12 protein-coding genes are annotated in these 22,806 nt (G+C 65.9%); 3 read left to right on the top strand and 9 right to left on the bottom strand.

The features are described from left to right. Window positions 1–7 precede the first annotated feature (7 nt). Both VT03_RS07695 and panC read left to right on the top strand, forming a co-directional pair. Window positions 8–934 carry an inositol monophosphatase family protein gene (locus tag VT03_RS07695; RefSeq protein WP_075096987.1) on the top strand — a complete coding sequence of 309 codons (927 nt, stop codon included), beginning with the start codon at window positions 8–10 and terminating at the stop codon, window positions 932–934. Window positions 935–1,034: 100 nt separating this feature from the next. Then, window positions 1,035–1,898, top strand: coding sequence for a pantoate--beta-alanine ligase (gene panC / locus VT03_RS07700; RefSeq protein WP_075092452.1), 864 nt, complete (start codon window positions 1,035–1,037; stop codon window positions 1,896–1,898). A gap of 335 nt (window positions 1,899–2,233) precedes the next feature. On the opposite strand, the gene corA is transcribed toward panC, so the two are convergent. From corA to VT03_RS07730, 6 genes are all read right to left on the bottom strand, one after another. Next, window positions 2,234–3,358 (bottom strand): magnesium/cobalt transporter CorA, encoded by a 1,125-nt coding sequence (gene corA / locus VT03_RS07705; RefSeq protein ID WP_075092453.1) that lies wholly within the window; start codon window positions 3,356–3,358, stop codon window positions 2,234–2,236. 122 nt (window positions 3,359–3,480) lie between these two features. Beyond that, a complete protein-coding gene (locus VT03_RS07710) occupies window positions 3,481–5,025 on the bottom strand; it encodes a UxaA family hydrolase (protein WP_075092454.1) in 1,545 nt (514 codons plus the stop codon). Window positions 5,026–5,586: 561 nt separating this feature from the next. Then, window positions 5,587–7,992 (bottom strand): hypothetical protein, encoded by a 2,406-nt coding sequence (locus VT03_RS34110; protein ID WP_075092455.1) that lies wholly within the window; start codon window positions 7,990–7,992, stop codon window positions 5,587–5,589. Between the two features lie 89 nt (window positions 7,993–8,081). Next, window positions 8,082–9,866 (bottom strand): hypothetical protein, encoded by a 1,785-nt coding sequence (locus VT03_RS34115; RefSeq protein ID WP_075092456.1) that lies wholly within the window; start codon window positions 9,864–9,866, stop codon window positions 8,082–8,084. 83 nt (window positions 9,867–9,949) lie between these two features. Further along, complete coding sequence (gene pilM, locus VT03_RS07725) at window positions 9,950–12,133, bottom strand: type IV pilus assembly protein PilM (RefSeq protein ID WP_075092457.1); 2,184 nt, start codon at window positions 12,131–12,133, stop codon at window positions 9,950–9,952. Window positions 12,134–12,809: 676 nt separating this feature from the next. After that, window positions 12,810–15,662, bottom strand: a complete 2,853-nt coding sequence (locus VT03_RS07730; RefSeq protein ID WP_075092458.1) for a WD40 repeat domain-containing protein — start codon at window positions 15,660–15,662, stop codon at window positions 12,810–12,812. Between the two features lie 741 nt (window positions 15,663–16,403). Between VT03_RS07730 and VT03_RS07735 the strand changes: the two genes are divergently transcribed. Further along, complete coding sequence (locus tag VT03_RS07735) at window positions 16,404–17,069, top strand: HAD family hydrolase (protein ID WP_231870623.1); 666 nt, start codon at window positions 16,404–16,406, stop codon at window positions 17,067–17,069. Window positions 17,070–17,157: 88 nt separating this feature from the next. On the opposite strand, the gene VT03_RS07740 is transcribed toward VT03_RS07735, so the two are convergent. The 3 genes from VT03_RS07740 to VT03_RS07750 form a co-directional block, all read right to left on the bottom strand. Then, window positions 17,158–17,472: a hypothetical protein gene (locus tag VT03_RS07740; RefSeq protein WP_075092459.1), complete on the bottom strand. Its 315-nt coding sequence runs from the start codon at window positions 17,470–17,472 to the stop codon at window positions 17,158–17,160. Between the two features lie 24 nt (window positions 17,473–17,496). After that, window positions 17,497–20,430, bottom strand: a complete 2,934-nt coding sequence (locus VT03_RS07745; RefSeq protein WP_197489241.1) for a PSD1 and planctomycete cytochrome C domain-containing protein — start codon at window positions 20,428–20,430, stop codon at window positions 17,497–17,499. Between the two features lie 451 nt (window positions 20,431–20,881). Then, window positions 20,882–22,573 carry an NADPH-dependent assimilatory sulfite reductase hemoprotein subunit gene (locus tag VT03_RS07750; RefSeq protein WP_075092460.1) on the bottom strand — a complete coding sequence of 564 codons (1,692 nt, stop codon included), beginning with the start codon at window positions 22,571–22,573 and terminating at the stop codon, window positions 20,882–20,884. Between the last annotated feature and the right edge of the window lie 233 nt (window positions 22,574–22,806).

The following is a 22,806-nucleotide window of genomic DNA, read 5'->3' on the forward strand; positions in this document are numbered from 1 at the left end:
GATTCCGATGTCCGCTGACCCGTCGCAGTCCCTCGTCGCCGCCCTCCATCGTCATGCGCCCCCGCTGCTGCGGTGGGCCGGGGCGATCGGCCGCACCATGCGGAAGTTCAATATCAAGCTCGACGGCAAGACCTCCGGCAGCGCCCTCACCGACGCTCTAACGCTGGCGGACATCACGATCCAGGAACTCCTCGTCGCCGGCCTGCGGGACGCCGATCCGCTCTTCCACCAGTGCCGGATCGAGGCCGAAGAGGCCAATGGCGACCTGAAAGCGTTTGCGGAGGAAGGCCCTTATACGATCGCCCTCGACCCGATCGACGGCACGAAGCAGTTCGCCGACCATTCCGGGAACGGCTACGCCGTCATGCTCCACCTGCGGACCCGCGAACAGGTGCTGTACTCGCTCGTCTTCGCCCCCGAAATGGGGGAGCACGGAACCTGGGTGGAAGTCTACGACGCCGTCGTCCGCTGCGGCCCGGACAATCCCCGCCGAACCGCCCTTGAGGTCCTCGAATCTCTCCCGAACCGCCACGACCAGCCGCGGACGACGTCGAAGAGCTATTACCTCATCGGCTTCCAGAAGCAGGACCTCTCCCGTTCCCGCGAAGTGACCGGGACGGGTCTTCAGGGATTCGCCCCGGACGAGATGCCGGGAAGCATCTATCCGCTCATGGCGACGGGCGATTTCGCCGGTTCGCTGATCCATACGCCGAACATCTACGACTACCCGGTCTCCCTGCACCTGGCCCGCGTCCTCGGCGGCGAATCGGTGTGGGTCGACACCGGCGAGCCGGTCCACTTCGGCGAGATGTGGCTCGACGACCGGGCCGACATGCTCCGCCTCCCGGGAATCGTCGCCACCTCCACCAATCGCGAGCACCTCAAGACGCTCTGCGCCCTCGCCCGCGACTGGCCGAAGAACCGCTATGAATAACCCCTCGGCCGTCAGCCTGCATCAGTTCGCCGATGGCTGACTGACGAACGCTGAGCGAGTCCGGCACATCGCCCCCAGTCCCCCACTGAGACCTCCCGCAATGCACCCGGATGGATTCACGGTCACGAACGACCTCGGCGAATTGCGGCGGCTGGTCGCGGCGGCGCGGGAGCAGGGACGGAAGATCGGCTGCGTTCCGACGATGGGGGCGCTCCATCCGGGGCACATGAGCCTTGTCGAGGAGTCGAAGAAGCGGGCCGGGTTCCATGTCCTCACGATCTTCGTGAATCCGACGCAGTTTGCGCCGACCGAGGACCTTGCCAAGTACCCGCGGCCGATCGAGAAGGACCTCCAGATGTGCCGGCAGGCGGGGGTCAACGTCGTCTACATGCCCGAGATCACGGCCCTGTACCCGGAGGGCTACGATACCTGGGTCACGGTCGACGTGATGTCGAAGGTCCTCGAAGGGGAGTTCCGTCCGACGCACTTCCGCGGGGTGACGACGATCGTTCTCAAGCTGTTCAACATCGTGCAGCCGGATGTCGCCTGCTTCGGTGCGAAGGACTATCAGCAGCAGACGATCATCCGCAAGATGGTCCGTGACCTGAACGTCCCGGTCGATGTTGTCGTCTGCCCGACAATCCGCGAGCCCGACGGCCTGGCGATGAGCAGCCGCAATGTCTACCTCGGCGAAACGGACCGGCAGACGGCACTCTGCCTGTCGCAGGCGCTTGAGCTGGCCCGGCGGCGGATCACGGTCGACGGAGACTCCGACATCGCTGCGGTCCAGGCGGCGATGCGGCAGCGTCTCGACGCCCAGCCCGGCGTGCAGGTCGACTATGCCGTTATCGCCGATGCGGACACGCTGGAGATTCTCACTGCCCCGCGGCGAAAGATGGTCGCCCTGATCGCGGCGCGGGTCGGAGCGACGCGGCTCATCGACAACCTCGTGATCTCAGGGTAGCACTCTTGAACCGGGTCCAGGGGCACCCTGGTGGGGAGTGCAGAGGGGCAACGCCCCTTTGCCCGCCGGAGGCCCGTCTCGCAGGGGTCTTTCTGAAGGAGCACCTGTCCAAGCGCGGACACCGTGTCGGATGCCCCCTCACCAACCCGCGGGGATTCCCGGGCGAGCGGGGAGTCCTCGACGCTGGTTCCACAAAAGGGACGCCCGTTGCTTACAACGGTTCCTCACAGGAGTGCCTCCGGCGGCAAGGGGTGACCCCCTTGACCCCGGCTGCCGTGGCACGTTGGGTTTGAGCCAGGGGAGCCGTGCCGGCAAGGACGCGGTTCAAGACGCCACTACCGGAGCCATCCCTTCCGAAAGAAGTAAATCAGCAGCGACAGCGCCGTCCCCCCCATCAGCGTCAGCGCAAACGGATAGCCGAACACCCAGTTCAGCTCCGGCATGTTGAACCGCGACACCCCCGTGTTGAAATTCATCCCGTACACACTGGCAATGAAACTCAACGGAATGAAGATCGTCGACATGATCGTCAACACCCGCATGATCTCATTGGTCCGGTTGCCGACCGAAGTCAGGTACAGGTCCCGCAGGTCCGCGCACATTTCCCGGTACGTCTCCAGCACGTCGATGATCTGGATCACGTGGTCATAGCAGTCGCGGAGATAAACCCGGGTCTCATCCGAGATCAAAGTGTGACTGTCCCGCTGGAGATGCTGCAGCGCCTCCCGGTGCGGCCAGGCGGCGCGACGCAGCTGGAGCAGGTTCGTCCGCGTGTCGTGGATGTGCGTCATGAGACTCGGAGACTTCCGCTCGCCGATCTCGGCATCGAGTTCGTCCAGCCGGTCGCCGAACGCCTCCACGACCGGGAAGTAGCCGTCGATCACGGCGTCGACAAGGGCATAGAGCAGGTAGTCCGGCCCCGACCGGCGGATCCGTCCGTGGTTCCTGCGGAGCCGCTCGCGAACCGGCTCCAGGCTGTCTCCCCCCGGCCGCTCCTGGAAGGTGACGATGAAGTCCTTCCCCAGGAACAGGCTGAGCTGCTCGGTCTCCAGCACGCCGTCGCAGAGCGCCACCATCCGAACCACCACGAACAGGAGGTCGTCGTAGTCCTCGACCTTCGACCGCTGATGAACGTGGACCACATCCTCCATCGCCAGCGGGTGGAGGTGGAACATGTCGGCGATCTGCTGCAGCAGCGCCGGGTCGCCGAAGCCGTCGACGTTGAGCCACACGATCGGGAACTCCCTCCGCAGTTCGCGGAGTTCCCCCAGCCCGTCGATCTCCTTTTCGACGATCCGGTCCGCCGAGTAGGCGATCACCTGCAGCACAGGCTTGGGAGAATCGGGCGGCGGGACGATCGTCCCGGGTGAGGCGCCGGGGGTCGTCTGCCGATGGAAGCGGGGAGCTTCCTTGTGCCGGTGAGCGCCGTCTGCGTGATGCGGAGAGGAAGAGTGCGACATGCCAGTGCGCGCAGCCCAGCGGCCGTGCTCCCGGGACGGAGAGGATCGAAGACGACGCGATTCTGCTGAGCCGGCGGGTCGACGGCAATCCGAACCGGATGCAGCCCCGGGCCGACGGCCATTCAGAACACCGGTCCCCACGTCCAGGGATGGAACTCGTCGTCGCCGATTCCCTGCTCCTCGCTCTTCGTTTCCTTCCCCGACGCGACAGCGACGACCTCCTCGAACATCTCCCGGCCGACCTCTTCGAGCGAGGCTCCGTCGAGGATCCGCCCGGCGTCGAAATCCATGTCGTCCCGCATCCGGTCGTAGAGCGGCGTATTCGTCGAGACCTTGATCGTCGGGACCGGCTTGCAGCCGAAGCAGCTCCCCCGCCCGGTCGTAAAGACGACGACGTTGCACCCTCCGGCCACAAGACCCGTCACGGACGCGGGGTCGTAACCCGGGGTGTCCATGAAGACGAAGCCCTTCTCGCGGATCGGCTCGCCGTACTCATAGACCGCCCGCAGCGCCGCCGTCCCCCCCTTGGCGATCGCGCCGAGGGACTTTTCGTAGATCGTCGTCAGGCCCCCCTTCTTGTTCCCGACCGAGGGGTTGTTGTCGATGCTCGCGCCGAACTTCCGGGCGTAGTCCTCCCACCAGCGGACCCGCTCCATGAGCTTCTCGGCGACCTGCCGGTTCACCGCGCGGCTCGTCAGGAGATGCTCGCCCCCGTAGATCTCCGGCGTTTCGGACAAGACCGTCGTCCCCCCGTGCCGCACGAGGAGGTCGCTGGCGTATCCCAGGGCGGGGTTCGCCGTGACGCCGCTGTTCCCGTCGCTCCCGCCGCACTCGAGCCCCAGGATCAGCTCCGAGACCGGGATCGGCTCGCGGCGGAAGCGGTTGACGTCCGGCAGCATCTCCCGCAGCGCCGCCACCCCCCGCTCGACGGTCTTCCGCACGCCCCCCACGTCCTGGATGTTCATGACGGGCGGGGCCTTGGCCGGTGGAGCGTCGCCGGCCCCCAGCTGCACGAGCCCGCCGTTCTCCATCAGGAACGACGCCTGCGCCGTCTCGCATCCGAGTCCCACGACGAGGTAGGCCGCGATGTTGGGATGCCGGGCGAAGCCCGCCAGGGTCCGCGTCAGCTGGCGGTGATCCTCGCCGCCATAGGCCATGGCGCAGCCCCCCTTGTGGGTCAGGGGGACGATTCCGTCGATGTTGGGATAGTCGGCCAGGATCGACTCGTCGAAGTGCTCGGCGATGAACCGCGAGGAGGCGGCCGAGCAGTTGACCGTGGAAACGATCCCGACGTAGTTCCGCGTCGCGGCCCGGCCGTCATCGCGGCGGTAGCCCTGGAAGGTCCGCCCCGCGATCGAAGGCTCGTCGGCCGGAATGGCGCTCGCGTAGGCATGCGTCAGTTCGAGGCTTCCCAGGCCGACGTTGTGAACGTGGACCCACTCTCCGACCTCGATCGGCTGCGTGGCGAACCCGATCGTCTGCCCGAACTTCCGCACCGCCTCCCCCGCGGCAATCGGTCGGCAGGCGACCTTGTGCCCCATCTCGATCGATCGCCGGGCCTGCCCCTCCTGCAAACGAAGGGGCGTGCCGGCCGGGACCGCCCGGCGGGCGACGAGGACGTTGTCGCTGGGGTGCAGATGGAGAAAGTCGGAAATTCCACGGTCCATATCGATCGCTCGCGAGCGGGTCAGTGATCCCGCCTCATTCAATACGAAACCCCCTCATTCCCGCCAGCCCAGGCGACGAACGCATGCAATCCAGCGGGGTCCAGGGGGGCACCCCTGGTAGGGAGTGCAGAGGGGCCTGTGTGTTTTATTGGCCCTTTGCCCGCCGGAGGCCTGGCCGTCGAGAGATGTCTGAAGGAGCACATGTCCAAGCGCGGACAACGTGTCGTCTGCCCCTCATCTAACCCGCGGGGATTGCATCACAAGCGGTGTACTTTGAGGGAGTCCTCAACGCTTGTCTCACAAAGGGGACGCCCGTTGTGTCCCACGGCTCCTCATAGAAGCGCCTCCGGCGGCAAGGGGTGACCCCCTTGACCCCGGCTGCCGTGGCACGTTGGGTTTGAGCTATCAGAGTCGTGCCGGCAAGGACACGCCTTGGACAGTGGAATCAGACCGACCACCGGTCGGCGAATCCCCCCGGGGCCTGTGGGAGCCCCCAAAAACGAAACGCGGCTCCGGATCACTCGATCCGGAGCCGCTGGAAACTCACGATCCACTGGCCAATCAGTTCGGCATCGGCCCGCGGCCCCGACGGCCGCTCCCACTCCCGCTTCCGCCGCCAGGATAACCGCCGGGATATCCCCCGCCCGGGTAGCCGCCATAGCCGCTGCTGCTGCCGCCGCCGCCTCCCTTACGCATGACGCTCTTCTGGCGGGGACCGTACATATCGCCGTAGCCGCCCGCCATTTCCGGCGAGACACCACCCAGGGCTCCGAGCCCGCTGGCATCGACCACCGCCATCGCCATGTCCTTGATCGGCTTGAAGTACTCGGCCTGATCCTTCATGTAGTCGCGAGCGGTCTTCTCCTCGCCTGCAGCCCGGACCGCGTCAATCAGCCGCAACCGGCCATCCCCTTCCGCCACCAGCGCCTGACTCGGAAGTCCCAGGTCGCCGCTCGACGTCGTGAACTTCAGGTCGCTGTGGTACTTGGTGTCGAGCTTCGTGTCTCCCGCCGCATCGACGAGGAAGTCCCGCGAGGCGAAGGTGTATTCTTCCGTGTCGAACGTGCTCTTGGCCGGGTTGATGACTTCCGTCTTCTGCTTGCCGCCGATCGTCTGGCCGACGTAGGCATCGACCGCCCCCTGGATGACCGTCCCGATCTTGGAGTCCCACTGGAAGACGTTCATGCGGGCCTGCGGCATGAGCTTCTTGCTGTCGACCGCGGAGACGAAGTAATCGACGTCCGGCTTGACGTACGCCGGCGGCGTGATTTCGCTCCACTTGCTCTCGCGGGTCTCTCCCTGCACCACCGTGGCGTCGCCGTTCGCTTCCGAGGCCTGGCGGCCGAAGTTCGGGTTGATGAGCTCGATCTTGGCCCGATACCGGTAGGTCTTCCCCGGCTCGACGGCAAAGTCGACGTAGCGGAACAGGAGCAGTTCGCCGTCCACGGTCGCCCGCGTCCGGATCCACTCGGTGATCGTCTTGTCCTGATCCTTCTGATCCTTGCCCTGGAGCTTCTTCATCATCTCCTCGGGGGTAACCGGCCCGCCGCGGCCCGCCATACCCGGCCGCTGAGCATTCGTCACCATCAGGCCCGAGCCACCACCCATCTGTCCGCCATATCCCGGAGGAGCGTAGCCGCCGGAACCGCCGTAGCCCCCCGCCATCTCGGGCGCGACGCCGCCGTATCCGCCACCTCCATATCCGCCGCCCCCGTAGCCGCCGCCACCCCCGCCGGGGTAACCGCCCATGTACGACGAATCGAAAGCGGAGCCTCCGCCAAAGACTGCAGCCTGAACCTCACGGTTGTCGAACTGCATCCCCGAGAAGCCTTTCCGCTCGATCTTCGGCTGTGTGGCGGCCTGCTGATTCTCGAGGTACTTCTCCAGGAGCTTGCGGTTGTACTCAAGCTGTTCGGCCACTTCCTTGGTCGACAGCTCGAACTTCTCGAGCGACGGATGCGTGACATCCTTGAACCACTGGCCGAAGACCCGCCGCGGCAGGGGCATCGTCATGACGCCGTTCGTCACGGTCCCGGCGATGATCTCGGGGTCGAATCCATCGGACTTGCCCAGGACCTCTTCGGCGGAGGCCCGGTCAACAGGAGCCCAGTCGGTCCACTTGTCCTCGGCGGCGGAGACCAGCTCCTGCCGCTCCAGCGAGAAATCGATGATGTCGAAGGCCCGGGCCGCGTCGGTGAACGGACGCTGGATCGCTTCCGCAAACCGCCGGATCTGGTCCTTGACCGGGAACACCGCCCGGACGGCGACGTAGTGATAGCCCTCGGCTTCGACGGCCGGCCGGGCCGCGGCGGCCCCCATCTCTCCGGGAGCGCCCATGGCCGGCGGGGAGTAAAGATCGGGAGCGGTGTAGTTCGACAGTGCCCCGGCCATTTCCGGGGAGACCCCTCCGGCCGCGCCGAACTCGCCTCCCATCGGCCGCCGGCGGAACTCGTCGCGGATGTTGTCTTCAGGCTTCTTTTCTTCGGGCTTCTTTTCCGTCGTTTCGGTCGTCTGCTGAGCGGCGGCCAGCAGGGCGGCGGGAATCTTCTGGATCAGCACGCGGCCAGAGGTCGCGAGCGGCTTTTCCAGCCGGGCCAGGACCGGCTCCTTGAGCGGTTCCTTCCGCTGATAGAGCGGATGAGTGAACTTGGTCGACATCTCCATGTAAAACGGATACCCGTCCGTCCGGAACTCCCGGCGGAGATTGTCGTAGACGATCTGCGCGGGGACCTGCTGGGCGGTGAGCTTGAACTTCTCCTGCTCCTCCACCGGCCACGTCCGGGCCTCGAGCTCGTTCTTGTTCTGCTTGACCTTGTTGGTGATCCGGTCCGGGGTCCCCTCAAAGTGCGACCACCGGGTCATTCCCAGCGTGGCGAGGCCGAGAAGAGCCGCCAGGCCAAACACGCCCTTTTCGGCATGGTTGACCACGAGGGCCTTGATTCCCTTGTTGGATTTCTTGCCAGCCATGGTTCACCTTCGTCGGAAATCCGCTGCGAGGTTCGTTCGCGAGCGGGGGAGTCGGACAAGAATCAGCGGAAGGAAGGAAACGTCGTCCGCTACTGGGGATTGGACGGCGGAGCCGCCGGCGGAGTTCCCGGATTCGCCGGAGCAGCGGGCGGTGCGGCCGCATCCGCCGCCGGAGCGGCAGGGGGAGTCGCCGCCGGGGGAGCCGCCGGTTCCCCAGCCGGCGGAGCGGCGGGGGCGGGCGGAGTCGCCGGGGCGGGTGTTGCCGGCGCGGGGGCCGGTGTCGCCGCGGGAGCCGCTGCTGCAGCCGCGGGATCGGTGGCCGGGGCGGCGGCTGGGCTGGCCGCAGGAGTCGCGGCCGGCATCGGAGCGGCCGGGTCGGTGGCCGCAGGCATCGGGGTCTCGGCCGGCGCGGCCCCTTCGGGGGCTGCCGCGACGTCGCCCATCGGGGTCGACTCCGGCGCGGCTCCCTCGGCCGGAGCCGCTCCTTCCTTCGGCGGGTTGTAGATCGTGATCGCCCCCAGCACATCGAGCTGGATCAGGTCCGGATTCTGGAGGGCTCCGTAGCGGTCCTCGACCTTCGGATAGTTCGGCAGGATCGCCGCCGCTCCCGCTTCCGGGGTCATGAGGCTGTTTCCACCGAAGCCACCCATTCCTCCCATGCCGCCTCCGAACGAGGACGACTCTCCACCGGGCATCTCCATCCCGGGGCCGTACGCCCCGCCGAACGGCGAGCCGCTGTAGGCCGCGCTCCCCTCGGGGTTGACTCCCATCGGGTAGGAGTCCGGCCCCATCGGCATGCCGGGGGTGAACGCCTTTTCATGGGGATTGGGAGACATGTTGAACCGGACGATCCGGACCGGCCAGGGGCGGTTCGCCAGGAGCGTCAGAAACTCGGGGATCTTCATCTGGCTGATGATGACCCGCATGTAGAAACCGCGTTCCTTGAACTCCCCTTCGGCGTTGCCGATGTAGCGGATCTTCTTGACCGCCGTGGCACCACCGCCGTAGGCCGCCCCGTCAGCGGGCATCGACATGCCGTCGGGCGATCCTGCCATCGCTCCATCGCTTTCCGGACCAAACTCTTCGGCCGGATTGACCATCGCTCCGCCGGCCTTCGGGCCGGCGGCAGCTCCACCACCACTCATCATCATCATCGAGGGATCAGCGTAACCTCCCCCGTCGGCTCCGCCCGAGCCGGGCATCCCTGCGGCAGACTTCGGAACGGCGGTCCCCGTCCCGCCGAGGAGGCGGAAGAGCTCGATCGCCCGGACGGTCGCGTTGGCAGGACCGTCGGCATACTTGTTGGCGTCGCGCACAGCGCCCGCCAGCATCTGCATGAGCCACAGGTCTTCCTGCGCGTCCCACACCTCTTCGTTGCTGGTGGGACGGGTCGGGTGGAACACGGCGACCGTGAGGGCCTTCGGCTCGACGAACACCTTCGGCGTCCAGGAGATCCCTTTCATCGTCTCCGGAACCATCGGCTCCAGGGACTCGAAGAGCTTCTGGAACTGATTCGGATACTCCCGCTTGTAGGCGAACTTCGCCTGCAGGTTGAATTCACCGCGATAAGTCTTGGGGGCATCGCGGGAGACGATCGCCGGCCAGGTCATGAGCTTGGCCTGCTCGCCCCAGAGGCCTCCGACGGCCGAGTCGACGAGCTTCTTGTGCTTCTCGTTGACCGCCTTCAGCCCTTCGGCGAACCGCGTATTCGGATTGCTGGCCGTCGGGATGGCGCCCTCCGAGGCCTTGATCTGATCTTCGCGGGCCTTGGTCGCGGCGCTCAGCGAGGAGTTCGCCGAGAAGTAGCCGTACAGGATCATCGGCAGGGCGAGGCCCAGCAGAATCCAGAAGCGGTGTTTCTTGATGGCGTCCATGGAAAAACTCGCGAGACGAGTGGTGTTCGAATTGATCGGTTCAAAACCCCGGTCACCCGGGTCGACGGACTACTGCGAGCGGACTACTGAGGAGCGGCCGGGGCCATGGGGGCCGCTTCCGGCATCGGCGCGGCTCCGTCCATCGGGGCAGCACCTTCTCCATTCGCCGCGGCGGCAGCGGCAGCCGCCTTGGCGGCAGCAGCCTCCATCATCTTCGCCGCCTCTTCCGGATGGATCAGCTTGAAGTCCTCCGGAATCACGTCCGGCGAGACTCCCTCGGGAGCTTCCTTGCGCTCCTCCGGCTTGACCGGTTTGTAGACGAACTGGACCAGGAAGGTCGTCTGCTTGAGCCGCCGCGCCCCTTCGGGAAGCGGGACGTTTCCGCCCGGCAGCGGAGTCACGGCCATCGGCATCGGGAAGTTCGCGTTCGGGATGACCGCCTTGTTCGGTTTCGTGTCGATCTGTCCCGCCGGCGTGTACATGATCGTTTCGGGCCTGTAGTCCATGATCGTGGCGTGGGAGATCCCCATCCGCCCCACGTCCCGGACCGGCCCTTCCCCGCGCTGGATCTGCCACTTCTGGAGGTTCTTGACGAAGTAGTTGTGCAGGAAGAGAACTTCCTGCTCCTCCGGCTTGCCATCCGCGTGATGCCAGTGCGTCCCGGAGATCGAGACCAGGTAGCCTTCGCCTTCCGGTCCCGCTTCCTTCTGCTTCTCCGGCAGGTACTCCTTCTGGTGGGCCAGCGTGCTGAACCAGCCCCCGGCCAGGTCGGCGTACTTCTCCGAAGTGAACGCCTTGATCGAGACCTGATACCGCTGCTCGATCGGCTTCTCGGCGGAGTCGACGTCCTCGCGGGGGACGCAGTCGTTGACGGCGTCGAACAGCTCCATCCAGGAGATGTCGCGGCGGTTCGCCACGGCGTCCGTAACCCGCTTGCGGTCCGCTTCGAACTGGCCCTGCTCCGCCGTGTAGGCCGAGTTGTATCCGCCGACCTGATCGACGAACCCCTTGGCCGTTTTCTCGGCCTCGACGAAGTCCGGATTGTCGACGTATGAGAAGGCCATCCCGTTGCCGATCGTCGCTCCGGCGAAGCCGAGCATGAGTGCCGCGGCGGTCGCGACCGCCCAGGGCTTCTTGCTGCGGATGAGCCGCTCGCGGGAGATCTCCGGCGGGAGGAGCGTGGTCTGGATCGCCGTCTGCCCGAGCTGCTGGAGGGCGACGCCGTAGGGGACGGTGAAGCTCAGGACGTTGTCCGCGAAGAGCGGCGAGTTGATGACCGAGTCGCCGGCGAGGGCCTTGAACGCCTCAGGACGCTCGACGTCGTACTGGAGGTTCTGCTGCAGGAACTTCTGGAGCCCCGCCAGCTTGAAGCCGTTGCCGACACCGATGACCTTGGTGATCTTGGCGGAGCGGTTCACGCTCGAGAAGAACCCGATCGACCGCTGGATTTCCGAGACGAAGTCGTTGAACACCGGCCGCAGGGCCTGGAAGACCGCTCGCGGATCCGGAGACTTCGTGGCGTTGCACTTGAGGTGCTCGGCCTTGGCGAAGCTGAGCTTCATCTCCTTGGTCAGGGCCCGCGTGAAGTGGTTGCCCCCGATCGGGATGTTGCGGACCCAGATCTTCTTGCCGTTCGAGACCATGAGGGTGGTGTTGTCGCACCCCATGTCGAGAACGATGACGTGGTCGGCGTCCTCCGACGGCGTGCCGGGGCGCATCCCGAGCTCGTCGTAGGAGAGGACGTTGAAGAGCCCCAGCGGCGCGATCTGGATGAGTTCGACTTCCAGCTTGGCGCGCGTGAAGGGGCGGAGCTGGTTCATGACCTGATCGCGCTTCATGGCGAACAGGCCGACTTCCGCTTCGAGGAGGTAGCCGCTCTCTTCGATTCCCGAGCCGAGAGGCTGGTAGTCCCAGATCACTTCTTCGAGCGGGAAGGGGATCTGCTGGCGGGCTTCGTACTTGACGATTTCGCCGAGCTTGCTGACTTCAACGGGGGGGAGCTGGATGAAGCGGACCAGCGAGGAGTGGCCAGGGACCGAGAAGCCGATCATGTCCCCCTGCAGGTTGTTCCGGGAGAGGAACGTCTGCATGGCGTCGCGGATGATCTCTTCCGGAACGGCGTCCGGCTGGGAGAGGATCTTGGGGTACTGGACGTAGTCGAAGGCGGCGGCCACGACCTGGCCGGTGCTCTCCGCGTAACGCAGCTTGATCGCCTTGAGGGCCGATTGCCCGATATCGATACCCCACGCGGCACGGCTGGGAGCCATGTTCGCAGTCCTCTCAGGATCGGAAATGTGATGTGCGACTTGGAGGAAGGGGTGTTCCCTTCCGGGATCCGTGAATGACGGAATCCGAGACTGTTCGGGCCGCCGGTCCCGGGGAAGTGGGACGGAAGGACGGCCTGACGAGTGCACCCGTTATGTTACGACACAATGGGTGCCCCAACCATCGTCCTCCCCGCGCCGCCCCTGGAAATTCTGCTGAAAAGCTACTGCCCGTGATCGTGCAGCGTCAATTCTGGCTTCGGTTTCCGTCGTGGAAGGGTCGGAGAATCCGGACACTCTGGAAAGGTGTGACGGCTGGAGTTGTCGGAAAGTTCCCGTTTTCGTGCCGAATCATTCTGCGTGCCGGGGGAGACACAAGAGGCCGATGCGTGATGGGCAGAGGCCCGAAAGAGCGTCGTTCCCAGAATCACCGCTTCTCAGTCCGCCGATCGACAGAGCCCGACAGGGAGGTTTTCGCCCACCGTCAGTCGACGCGCCAGTTCATCTCCTCTCCGTGATCTCTGCGCCTCTGTGTTTCCTTCCTCCGGAAGAGTTTTGAAACACAGAGAAACGAAGGACACAGAGAAGTGTCGCGGAGGCACCGGCCGCGGAAACCACCGCCGCGGCTCGGCTGGAGCCTCGCCCTCCCGGAGGCCGGCGAGAACGGTGTTCGGGCCGCTTACTTCGCCGCCTGCTGGGCGACCGGGGGAGCCGGCGGATCGAATTTCCCCAGCTCCTGGGCGTTCTTCCCGTTCCAGACCCGGATGATGCCGTCCTCGCCCGCGGCGATCACGACCTCCTCGTCCGGAGTCGCCGCCACGGTGTAGACGTACTCCGTCATCCCGCCAAAGGCCCGCACCTGCCCGCCGTTCTGGACGTTGTGGAACCGGACCGTCTTGTCTCCGCCGCCGCTCACGATCACATCGGACACCCCGACGAACCCGACCGACGTCACCTGCTTGGCGTAGTTGCTGATCGTCCGGGCCTGCTCGCCGGTTTCGACGTTCCAGATCTTGATCGCATTGTCCGCCCCGCTGCTCGCCAGCAGGCTCCCGTCCGCCTTGAACGCGACCCCCAGGACGTGGCTCGTGTGCCCCTCGTACGACCGCACAAGCTGCCCCGAGGCGACGTTGAACACCTTCACGAACTTGTCCGCGCCGCCGCTCACCAGGAACTGGCCGTCGCGGGAAAACTCGACGTCATAGACGGTGTCGCTGTGGGCGTCGGTGATCGGCTTTGCCAGCGACCGCCCAGCCACGTTCCACAGCAGGAGCTCCCCGGACCGCGACGGATCGCCGCCCCCGGTCGCCAGCCACTGGCCGTCCGGGCTGAACGCCAGCGCCAGCACCCGGTCCACAAAAGGGGACATCGAGACGTCGAGCGTGTTGTCCGGCTTCGCCCCCAGGACGGCGGCGAGGTTCCAGGTCGGCTGGACACTCCAGACGATCCCCTTCTGGTCCGCACTCCCGGAGAGCAGCGTACCGGCGGGCGAGAACGTCAGCGCCGTCACCGCTCCGCCGTGCCCCGTCAGCGTTTCCATGGGCTTGCCCGACGCGCTCCAGAGCTGAATCAGCCCGTCGTCGCCGCCGACCGCAATTGTCTTGCCGTCCTTGGAGAAGGCGACGGAGCGGACCGGCTTGATCCCCTGCGCGGCGGTCTGCTTCGCGGCGTTGGCGGCATCCTCCGTCTGCTTGGAGACCGCCTGAGCCCCTTCGAGCCGCTGCTTCGTCTCGATGACCCGCTTCTTGGCGTTCTCGAGCGACTGCTGGGCGAGCTGGATCGCCCGATCGGCGGAGGCGACCTGCTGCATCGCCGTGTCGCGGGCATCGGTCAGCTTCTTGAGGGCCGCTTCCGCGTCCTCCTTGGCCTTCTTGAGCGCCGCGTCATCCGGCTTGGCGGCGAGGGCCTCTTCGGCCGCTTTGACCTTCGGCTGCTCCTCGTCGACCTTTTTCTGGGCCTCGGCGGCCGCCTTGTCGACGTTGGTCTTGTTCTCCATCGCCTTCTTGAGCGACTCCTCGCGGGCGGTCACTTCCTTCTCGGACTCCTTGACCGCGGTGTCCGCAAGCGTCGCCTTCGACTTGGCGACCGTCAGCTCCTCATTGGCCCGGAACGCCGCCCGGTCGAGACCGGGGTTTCCCTTGACCTCGGCGACCTGCTGGCCGTTGCGGTTGATGATCCGCAGGTTTCCGTTCTCCCCGCCAATCGCCAGGATCTGACCATCGGCCGAGACGCCGATCCCGGTCACCGGCGTGCCGAGGTTCTGGCTGAACGGCTGGCTCCCGTTGTCGAGGTTCCAGATCCGGTACGTGCCGTTCTTGTAGCCGGCGAAGATCTCGTTCGACGCCGGAAAGTGAACGAGCCCCGTCACCGCGCCGTCACCCGCCTTGAGCTCCTTCGCCGGCATTCCCGGCTCGGTCGCGCCGGCGGCGGGAATCGCCCAGGTCCGGATGCCGTCCGCCTGCCCGGCGATGAGCTGCATCCCGTCCTTCGAGAACAGGACCGCCGTGGCGGGGGCCGCGAGCTTGAGGTTCAGGGCCAGCTGACCGTTCTCGGCATTCCAGGTCCGGAGCGTGCCGTCTTCCGAGACGGTCGCGACCGTCTTGCCGTCGGGCGAAAAGGCCGCCCCGTGGACGACGTTCTCGTGCCCTGTCAGCGTTGCGCCCGGCTGGCCGTTCGTCAGGTTGAAGAGCCGGACCGTGTTGTTGCCGAGGACGAGGGCCCCCCAGGTTCCGTCCGGACTGACCACCGTCTGGCTGACGTTCGCTCCGGCCGGAAGCTGGTGCGTCTGGACGTTGGCGATCCGCTGCCAGAGCTTGGTTTCCCGGTAGCCCCCCGAGGCGAGCAGGTTGCCGTCCGGGCTGAAGGCGAGCGAGTGAACGAAGTCCCGATGCGCCGTCCCGACGCCGTACATCGGCTTGCCGTCCTGCTGGATCGTCAGGAGGGCGGGGTCGGTGAGCTGGGCGACTTCGCTCTTGGTCGTGAGGTCGTAGACGACGATCCGGTTGGCCCGGCCAGCGGCGACAAACCGCGCGTCGGGCGAGAGGGCGATGCTGAAGACCGACCGGACCGACGGGGGAATCGCCTGCCAGTTCACAACCGACGACGGCGGCGGGGCGTTACCGACCTGGGCCCCTTCTTCGATCCACTTCCGCAGGATCCCGAGCTGCTGCGGCGTGAGCGGCTTGGCCTCGGCCTTGTTGGGCATCGGCGGCATGACCGGGTCGTTGGCCCGGGCCGCGAGTTCGTAGAGCAGGCTTTCATCCGGTTTGCCGGCGACGACCGACGGACCGCTCGCTCCCCCCTTGAGGATCGAGGCGGGGCTTTCCAGGACGAGGTCGCTTTCGCTCGTCTGGACGTTGTGGCAGGCGAGGCAGTTCGCCTCCAGGAACGGGAAGACGTCCTTGTAGAACTCGACGGGCCGTCCGAGCTGCGGATCGACCGGCTGGATCGCCTTGGAAGCGTCCTGGGCCGCCAGGGCCTGCGGAAGGAGGGACGCGCACAGCGCCAACACGGCGAAACGTCGCTGCAGCATGGACGGGGGCTTTCGAACGGAGGGGGCAGGACAGGAAGAGACGCATGGTCTCGGCAGGACCTGTCGCGGGTGAATCGCCTTTCCCGGGCAGGCATAAGCATCTTCGAATGCGACCTCTCCCTTGTCCAGCCCCAGCGTCCCGCTGGACTGGGCGGCCGTCGCACGATGGGTTTGAGGTGGCAGCGTCCGTTCGGGCGGGGGCGGTGTTCGAGCTTTCGGTTGGAGTGGGGGGGAGGGCCGGCAGACGGATGCCCCATTGCGAGAATGATCCGGGGTCCAGGGGGGCACCCCTGGTGGGGAGTGCAGAGGGGCAACGCCCCTTTGCCCGCCGGAGGCCCGTCTCGTAGGGGACAGTCTGAAGGAGCACCGGTCCAAACGCGGACAACGTGCCGGATGCCCCCTCACCAACCCGCGGGGATCCGAGGCGAGCGAGGAGTTCCCAACGCCGCTCTCACAAAGCGGACATCCGTTGCTTACCAAGGTTCCGCTACGAAAGTGCCTCCGGCGGCAAGGGGGCGAGGCCCCCTTGACCCCAGTAGCCGTCGCACATTGGGTTGGAGCGAGCAGAGTCTTGCCGGCAAGGACGCGGTTTGAGCCACCGCGACAAGCCATCCCCTCCCACATCGACCACAACCGGCGAAACTCCCATCGGCCAAAGACAGCTTTCGTGATACACTTCAATACCCCTGTGGACTCGCTCCCTCCGCAGATTTTCCCGCCTTTTTTGCAGGTGTTTTCGCGATGTCCGCTGTGGCTCAGTCCGGTCCCGCATCCCGTCCCGTCAGCCCGACCGGCCACCGCCCGATCAAGACGTTCCTGTTCGATATGGGCAACGTCCTCGTCAAGTTCTGCCACGAGCGGATGTGCCGCCAGATCGGCGAGCTCTGCGGCCACGAAGGCCCGGAAGTGAAGCGTCGCCTCCTCGATTCCGGCGTCCAGTGGGACTTCGAACGCGGGAAAGTGACCGAAGCGGTCTTCATGGGCCAGATGGAAGAAATCCTCGGCGTAAAAATGGACCGCGAGCAGCTCTACGCCGCCGGCTCCGACATCTTCCACGTCAACGAAGAGATGATGCCGGTCCTCGAGTCGCTCAAGCGGCAGGGCTTCCGGCTGGTCCTGTTCTCCAACGTCGGCGAATCGCACTTCCGCTGGATCGGCGAACGGTTCGACTTCCTGCGGTTCTTCGACGACACCGTCCTCTCCTACAAGGAAGGGGGCATCAAACCCGAGCCGCACATGTACGAGGCGGCCCTCGGCCGGATCCACTGCGAGCCGGGCGAAGTCTTCTACACCGACGACATCGCCGACTACGTGGTGAAGGGACGGACCTACGGCTTCCAGGCGGAAGTCTTCACGACCGCCGACAGCCTCCGCGCCCAGCTCGCCCCGCGCGGCGTGAGCGTCTGACGGCGTCCGGCTCGTTGCCCGGATGAAGGGAATTGAGCCACAGATGCACGCAGATCAACACAGATAAGAGCCGTATTGGCGGCGCAGATCAGCACTCGATCCCGTGGATCGCGGAGAGAGCGAAGAGCTTGACCCCGGTGATCCCGAACGTCCACACGATCAGCATCAGCAGCGTCAACCAGTGCACGCGGGGATTGAGAGCGAACGCGATCCCGGCCATGACCGGGATGTCGAAAACGAGCAGGGATCCCTCAAGCGCGGGATGTTTCAATCCGAACGGCGACCCGTAGGACCAGGCGACGCAGGCGAAGGTGATCAGCGCGATGTCGATGGCGATGATCCCGAGCGGCCAGTGAAGCCGCAGCGCCGAGTCGAGCTGTTCGCGTTCGGGAAGCGACGGCATGCCCGGTCCTCCGCCTGGGGAACGTCAGTCGAGGTAGACGAACTCATTGAGGCGGAACAGGGCTCGGACGTAAGCGAACCAGGCGTCCTGCTCCGAGAGTTTGCCCGAGGCTTCTACTCCGGCGGTCGTCTCCCGGACGGAGGCCAGGAACTGTTGGCCGAGTTCGATTTCCTTGGTCTGCGGCTCGCGGCCGAAGGCCAGACGGTAGGCCCGGCGGATCCGTGAGGGATCGTCGTTACCTTCGCGGAGGATCCGCTCGGCGAAGCGCTTCGCCTGCTCGTGGACGAACGGGTCGTTGAGAAGGTAGAGGGCCTGGATCGGCGTGGTGCTGGTCCCCCGGACTGGCGTGCTGGCGGCGGGGTCGGCGCCGTCGAAGATCGCGAGGTACGGGTGCCGCTGGATCCGCTGCGTCATCAGGTAGACGCTCCGGCGGTTCGTCTCGTAGACCGCCTTGAACGGGTTGTGCTGCGTGAACTTCCACTCGGTCTGGGCCGGGAAGGGATGCGGCCCGCCGGCGGTGAGGTCAAGGTTCCCGCCGAGCGCCAGCAGGGTGTCGCGGATCGCATCGGCGTCGAGACGACGGCTGGGATAGGCGCTCAGAAGCTCGTTCGTCGGGTCCTTCTGAAGGGCGACGTCAGCCGGGACGCTGGCGAGCTGGTAGGTCCGGGAGAAGAGAATCGTCCGGTGCAGGGCCTTGATCGACCAGCCCGACTGCACGAGACGCGTCGCCAGCCAGTCGAGGAGTTGCGGGTGCGTCGGCTGGCGGCCCTGCCGGCCAAAGTCATTGGGGGTCGCCACGAGTCCTTTGCCAAAATGATACAGCCAGATCCGGTTCGCCAGGACGCGGGCGGTCAGCGGGTTGGCGGGATCGACGATCCATTCCGCAAGCTGCCGTCGGCCGCTCGAGCGGTCCTCAGGCGGGAGCTCGCGGCCTCCCATGACGGTCAGGAACCGGCGGGGAATGACGTCCCCCGCCTGCTGAGGATCGCCCCGCCGCTGGACGGCCGCGTCGTCGATCGCCGGCCCTTCGGCAACCGCGTAGGCCTCCTCGTAGGGGACGGGCTGCTTGAGGAAGGTCTCGACCGCTTCCCGGGCCTTCTTGACCTCCCCTTCGAGACGCTTCCGGTCGTCCCCTTCCTTGGCCGCGTCCCGTTCCTTTTCCAGCCGCTTCACCTGGGCGCGGAGCGGCTCTTCCTCCGAGCGACGAGAGTTCCGGTAAGCCTCCACTTCCTGGGCGGAGCAGAGGGGGACGAGGTCCCGCTGCCGCTGCTCCAGTTCGATCCCCGGCCAGGGATACCGCGTGCTCTGGAAGATGCCGTACAGGCCGTAGTAGTCGTCGGTCGAGATCGGATCGAACTTGTGATCGTGGCAGCGGGCGCAGTTGATCGTGAGGCCCAGGAAGGCCCGCCCGAGGTTGTCGAGCGTGTCCTCGATTGTCAGGTGCTGCGGATAGTCGTCGACCCGCGAGCCGAACCGCCGGGCATTGGCGATGTAGCCGGTCGCGATGGTCCGCTGACGGCGTTCCTCATCGGTCCCGCCGGGAAGGAGATCCCCCGCCAGCTGCTCGCGGACAAACTCGTCGAACGGCAGGTCGCGGTTGAAGGCCCCGATGACCCAGTTGCGATACCGGTACATCTGGGGGATCGGGAAGTCGGAATTGTCGCCCGCGGTGTCCGAATAGCGGACGACGTCGAGCCAATACCGCCCCCACCGCTCGCCGTACTGCGGCGAATCGAGCAGGCGTTCGACAACTTTCTTGTAGGCATCCGGCGACGCGTCCGCTTCGAAGGCGGCCAGCTCTTCGGGAGTCGGCGGGAGCCCGGTCAGGTCGTAGGTGACGCGGCGGAGGAGTGCCGCGCGGCCGACGTCGGCGGCGGGAGAAATCCCGGCTGTTTCGAGGCGGGAGAGAATGAACCGGTCGAGGTCGTTCCGCGGCCAGTCGGCGGCCTGGACCATGGGCGGGGCAGGATCGGCGACCGGCTTCAGGGACCAGAACTCGCGGCCCTTCTCGAAGTCGATCGTCTTCCTCGCGATTCGCGTTGGCTGATGGCGTGGGTCGGGGGCGCCGAGGCGGATCCAGCGTTCGAGGTCGGCGATCTGCTCGTCCGAGAGTTTGCCCTCGGGGGGCATCTGCATTTCGGTGTTCTTGTAGCGAACCGCGTCCATCAGGACGCTGCGTCCGGGCTCGTGCGGGACGACGGCCGGTCCGCGGGGGCCCCCTTTGCGGATCGCGGCGCGGGAGTCGAGGAGGAATTCTCCCTCGACCTCGTCCGCTTCGATGCCGTGGCAGGAGTAGCAGTGCTCGACGAGGAGGGGCCGGATGCGGCTTTCGAAGAAGGCGAGGTTCTCGGGGGTTTCGATCGAGGGGTCGGCGCCGTCGTGTTCGCCGGACCAGACTTCGATTCCGGAGAAATTGGCCGCGCCGCCGAGGCTGCCAATTCGGATGACGCCTTCGCGGACGTCAGTGATCCAGGGGCCCAGGCGGGCCCAGCGTCCGGCGGAGCCGCTGTTGTACTGCCGGAGGACGGTCCGGCCGTTGACCAGGACATCGAACGTCTCGGCGTTGTTGTCTTCCCAGACGTAGAGGAAGACGGAGTAGCGGCCGGCGGGGATGTTCGTGAGTTCGACGAGGTTCTTGGATCCCCCCCAGCGGCTGGAGCGGATCATGCGGCCGCGGTTCTCGTCCGTGGGGGGGACGAGGGGGACCGCCATGTTTTCGAAGGCTTTGTCCGAGGAGCGGTAGTCCGGGGAGTCCTTACCGTCCCATTGCTGGCCGTCGATGACGAGCGGGGGACCGTTGAGGTTGAGTCCCCGGAAGAACTTGGCGGGCTCGGCGGCGGGGAGGGGGGCGATGGCGAGGCACAAGCACGCAATGACGGTCGCGAGGATTCGCGAGAAGGAGGCGCCCTTCCACCTGACCAGCCCGCTGACGTCAGCGCCACGTCCGAACTCGCCCATCCCGACCTCGATACGCGTAGGTTGGACCTCTGCCTGGCCGTTTGGCCGAAACAGGCCCATTGTCCTGAAATTTCTTCGGATCGGTAGCCCTGAATCTAAGGAAAGCGCAAGGACATAGCGTCCCTCACCGGGGTCCAGGGGGTAACCCCTGGTGGGGAGTGCAGAGGGGCAACGCCCCTTTGCCCGCCGGAGGCCTGGCCGTCGAGAGATGTCTGAAGGAGTGAGTGTCCAAACGCGGACACCGTGTCGTATGCCCCCCTCACCAACCCGCGGGGATTGCAATGCGAGCGGTGTTGTGTGAGGGAGTCCCCGACGCCGGTCCCACAAAGCGGACGCCCGTCGCTTACCACGGTTCCTCACCGAAGCGCCTCCGGCGGCAAGGGGTTGCCCCCTTGACCCCGGCTGCCGTCGCACAATGGTTTGAGCTATGGGCGTCGTGCCGGCGAGGACGCTATTCGGCGATCGCTTCCACGACCGCTTCCCTCAGACCTTCCGGACCCACGCGATGGCAGAAGTCGCCAAACGACTCCGAACCGATCCGCTCCCCCTTGAACCGGGCAAACAGCGGCGACAGCTTCGGCGCCAACGCCTCCTGCGGAACCATGTCCTCAAACAGGAACGCCAGCCGCGTCCCCTGAGCATTCCCGCCCAGATACAGCGAATACTTGTTCCGCGCCTTCCCGACGAGTCCGATGTCCGGCGTGTACGGACGAGCACACCCGTTCGGGCAGCCGGTCATATGCACCGTCACACGCTCGTCCGTCAGGCCGTACTTGGCCAGTTCGGCCTCGATCTCGTCCATGACCGCCGGCATCACCCGCTCGGACTCCGTCACCGCCAGACCACAGGTCGGATAAGCCGGGCAGGCGATCGAATACCGCCGGGCCAGCGTCAGCTCATGCTCCTGCTTGCAGCCGTGGTCCGCCAGGATCTTGTTGATGTCCTGCCGGTCCTTCGGATCGACATTGCAGAGGATGATCCCCTGGAGAGCCGTCAGCCGGGTATCCATCCCGTACTTCGTCAGCAGGGTCCGCATCATCGTCTTCAGGCGGAGCGGACCTTCGTCCTTGATCCGGCCGTTCTCGATGTTGATGCCGAGGAAGAGCTTTCCGTCTCCCTGCTCGTGCCAGCCGATGTGATCATCCACGTCGGTGACGTCGGTCGGGTGCAGATCGGTGAGCGGCTTGCCGTAGTACTCGGCCACCTTGTCGCGGAACCAGTCGAGTCCGCGGTCGTGAAGCAGATACTTGAGACGGGCCTGCTTGCGGTCGGACCGGTTGCCGAAGTCCCGCTGGACCTTCACCACCGCCTCGCCGACCGGAATCGCCTGGTCCGGCGTGACGAAGCACAGCCGCTTGGCGAGCGCCGGGAACGTCGTCTTCTTGGCGGGGGTCATCCCCATCCCGCCGCCGACGACGATGTTGTAGCCGATGATCTTCCCGTTCTCGACGACCGCGATGTACCCCATGTCCTGGGTGTAGACATCGATGCAGTTGTCTTCCGGAAGCGTGACGCCGATCTTGAACTTCCGCGGGAGGTACGTCTTGCCGTAGATCGGCTCCTCGTCCGCCTTCGTCTCGTGGACGAGCTCGCTCTGATCGCCGTCCTTCAGCCAGATCTCGTAGTAGGCGGTCGTCCGGGGGCGGAAGTGGTTCGCGAGGTCGTCCGCGAACTTCTGCATCTCCGTATGGACCGTACTGTCCTTGACCGGCGCCGGGCAACACATGACGTTGCGGCAGACGTCGCCGCAGGCGGAAATCGTCGAGAGCTTGATCTCGTTGATGCCGCGGATGGTCGCCTTGAGGTTCGACTTCACGACACCGTGAAGCTGGAACCCCTGGCGGTCGGTGACGCGGAGCGTCCCGTTGCCGAACTTGTCGCACAGGTCCAGTTCGCCAAGGAACTGGGCGGCGGAGACTTTGCCCCCCGGAACGCGGCTCCGGACCATGAAAATGAAGTGCTTGCCTTCCGACCGGACGTCGCGGTCGTCCTGCTGGTAGGTCCCGTGGACCTTCAACAGGTTGCAGTTGTCCTCGTTGAACACCGCCTCGCCGTTGACGAGTTCCTCCGCGATAGTGCCGCGGAGGAAGTTGCTGGACTCCTTGACGTGTTCCAGATGACTGGGATTGCCTTTGTCGGCCATGGGAACGACTTGCTTCGCAGACGGTGGTGGGCCGCGATGCCGGCCCCCTGCTGTCACCGGCATCGCCCGAGCGGGCGTCGAACCGGATTGAGGGAGGTCAAACGGCGTCGCGAACAGAAACGGTCCGATTCGCTGGACCGCGGCATTTCCGGTAACAAATCCGGATTCGCCCTGTCAAAGTATGGTAGTCGACAGCCCCACAGGCGGGGGAGAGTAAATGTGGTGCGGTCCAA

This window comes from Planctomyces sp. SH-PL14 (genome assembly GCF_001610835.1).
Lineage (GTDB): Bacteria > Planctomycetota > Planctomycetia > Planctomycetales > Planctomycetaceae > Planctomyces_A.

Bases quoted from the DNA above. Each gene is read 5' to 3' on its own strand.
- VT03_RS07740 (WP_075092459.1), bottom strand. From the start codon at position 17,472: ATGCCGTCGCTTCCCGAACGCGAACAGCTCGACTCGGCGCTGCGGCTT.
- VT03_RS07745 (WP_197489241.1), bottom strand. From the start codon at position 20,430: ATGGGCGAGTTCGGACGTGGCGCTGACGTCAGCGGGCTGGTCAGGTGG.
- VT03_RS34115 (WP_075092456.1), bottom strand. From the start codon at position 9,866: ATGGACGCCATCAAGAAACACCGCTTCTGGATTCTGCTGGGCCTCGCC.
- VT03_RS34110 (WP_075092455.1), bottom strand. From the start codon at position 7,992: ATGGCTGGCAAGAAATCCAACAAGGGAATCAAGGCCCTCGTGGTCAAC.
- VT03_RS07735 (WP_231870623.1), top strand. From the start codon at position 16,404: ATGTCCGCTGTGGCTCAGTCCGGTCCCGCATCCCGTCCCGTCAGCCCG.
- VT03_RS07710 (WP_075092454.1), bottom strand. From the start codon at position 5,025: ATGGACCGTGGAATTTCCGACTTTCTCCATCTGCACCCCAGCGACAAC.
- VT03_RS07750 (WP_075092460.1), bottom strand. From the start codon at position 22,573: ATGGCCGACAAAGGCAATCCCAGTCATCTGGAACACGTCAAGGAGTCC.
- panC (WP_075092452.1), top strand. From the start codon at position 1,035: ATGCACCCGGATGGATTCACGGTCACGAACGACCTCGGCGAATTGCGG.
- pilM (WP_075092457.1), bottom strand. From the start codon at position 12,133: ATGGCTCCCAGCCGTGCCGCGTGGGGTATCGATATCGGGCAATCGGCC.
- VT03_RS07730 (WP_075092458.1), bottom strand. From the start codon at position 15,662: ATGCTGCAGCGACGTTTCGCCGTGTTGGCGCTGTGCGCGTCCCTCCTT.
- VT03_RS07695 (WP_075096987.1), top strand. From the start codon at position 8: ATGTCCGCTGACCCGTCGCAGTCCCTCGTCGCCGCCCTCCATCGTCAT.
- corA (WP_075092453.1), bottom strand. From the start codon at position 3,358: ATGTCGCACTCTTCCTCTCCGCATCACGCAGACGGCGCTCACCGGCAC.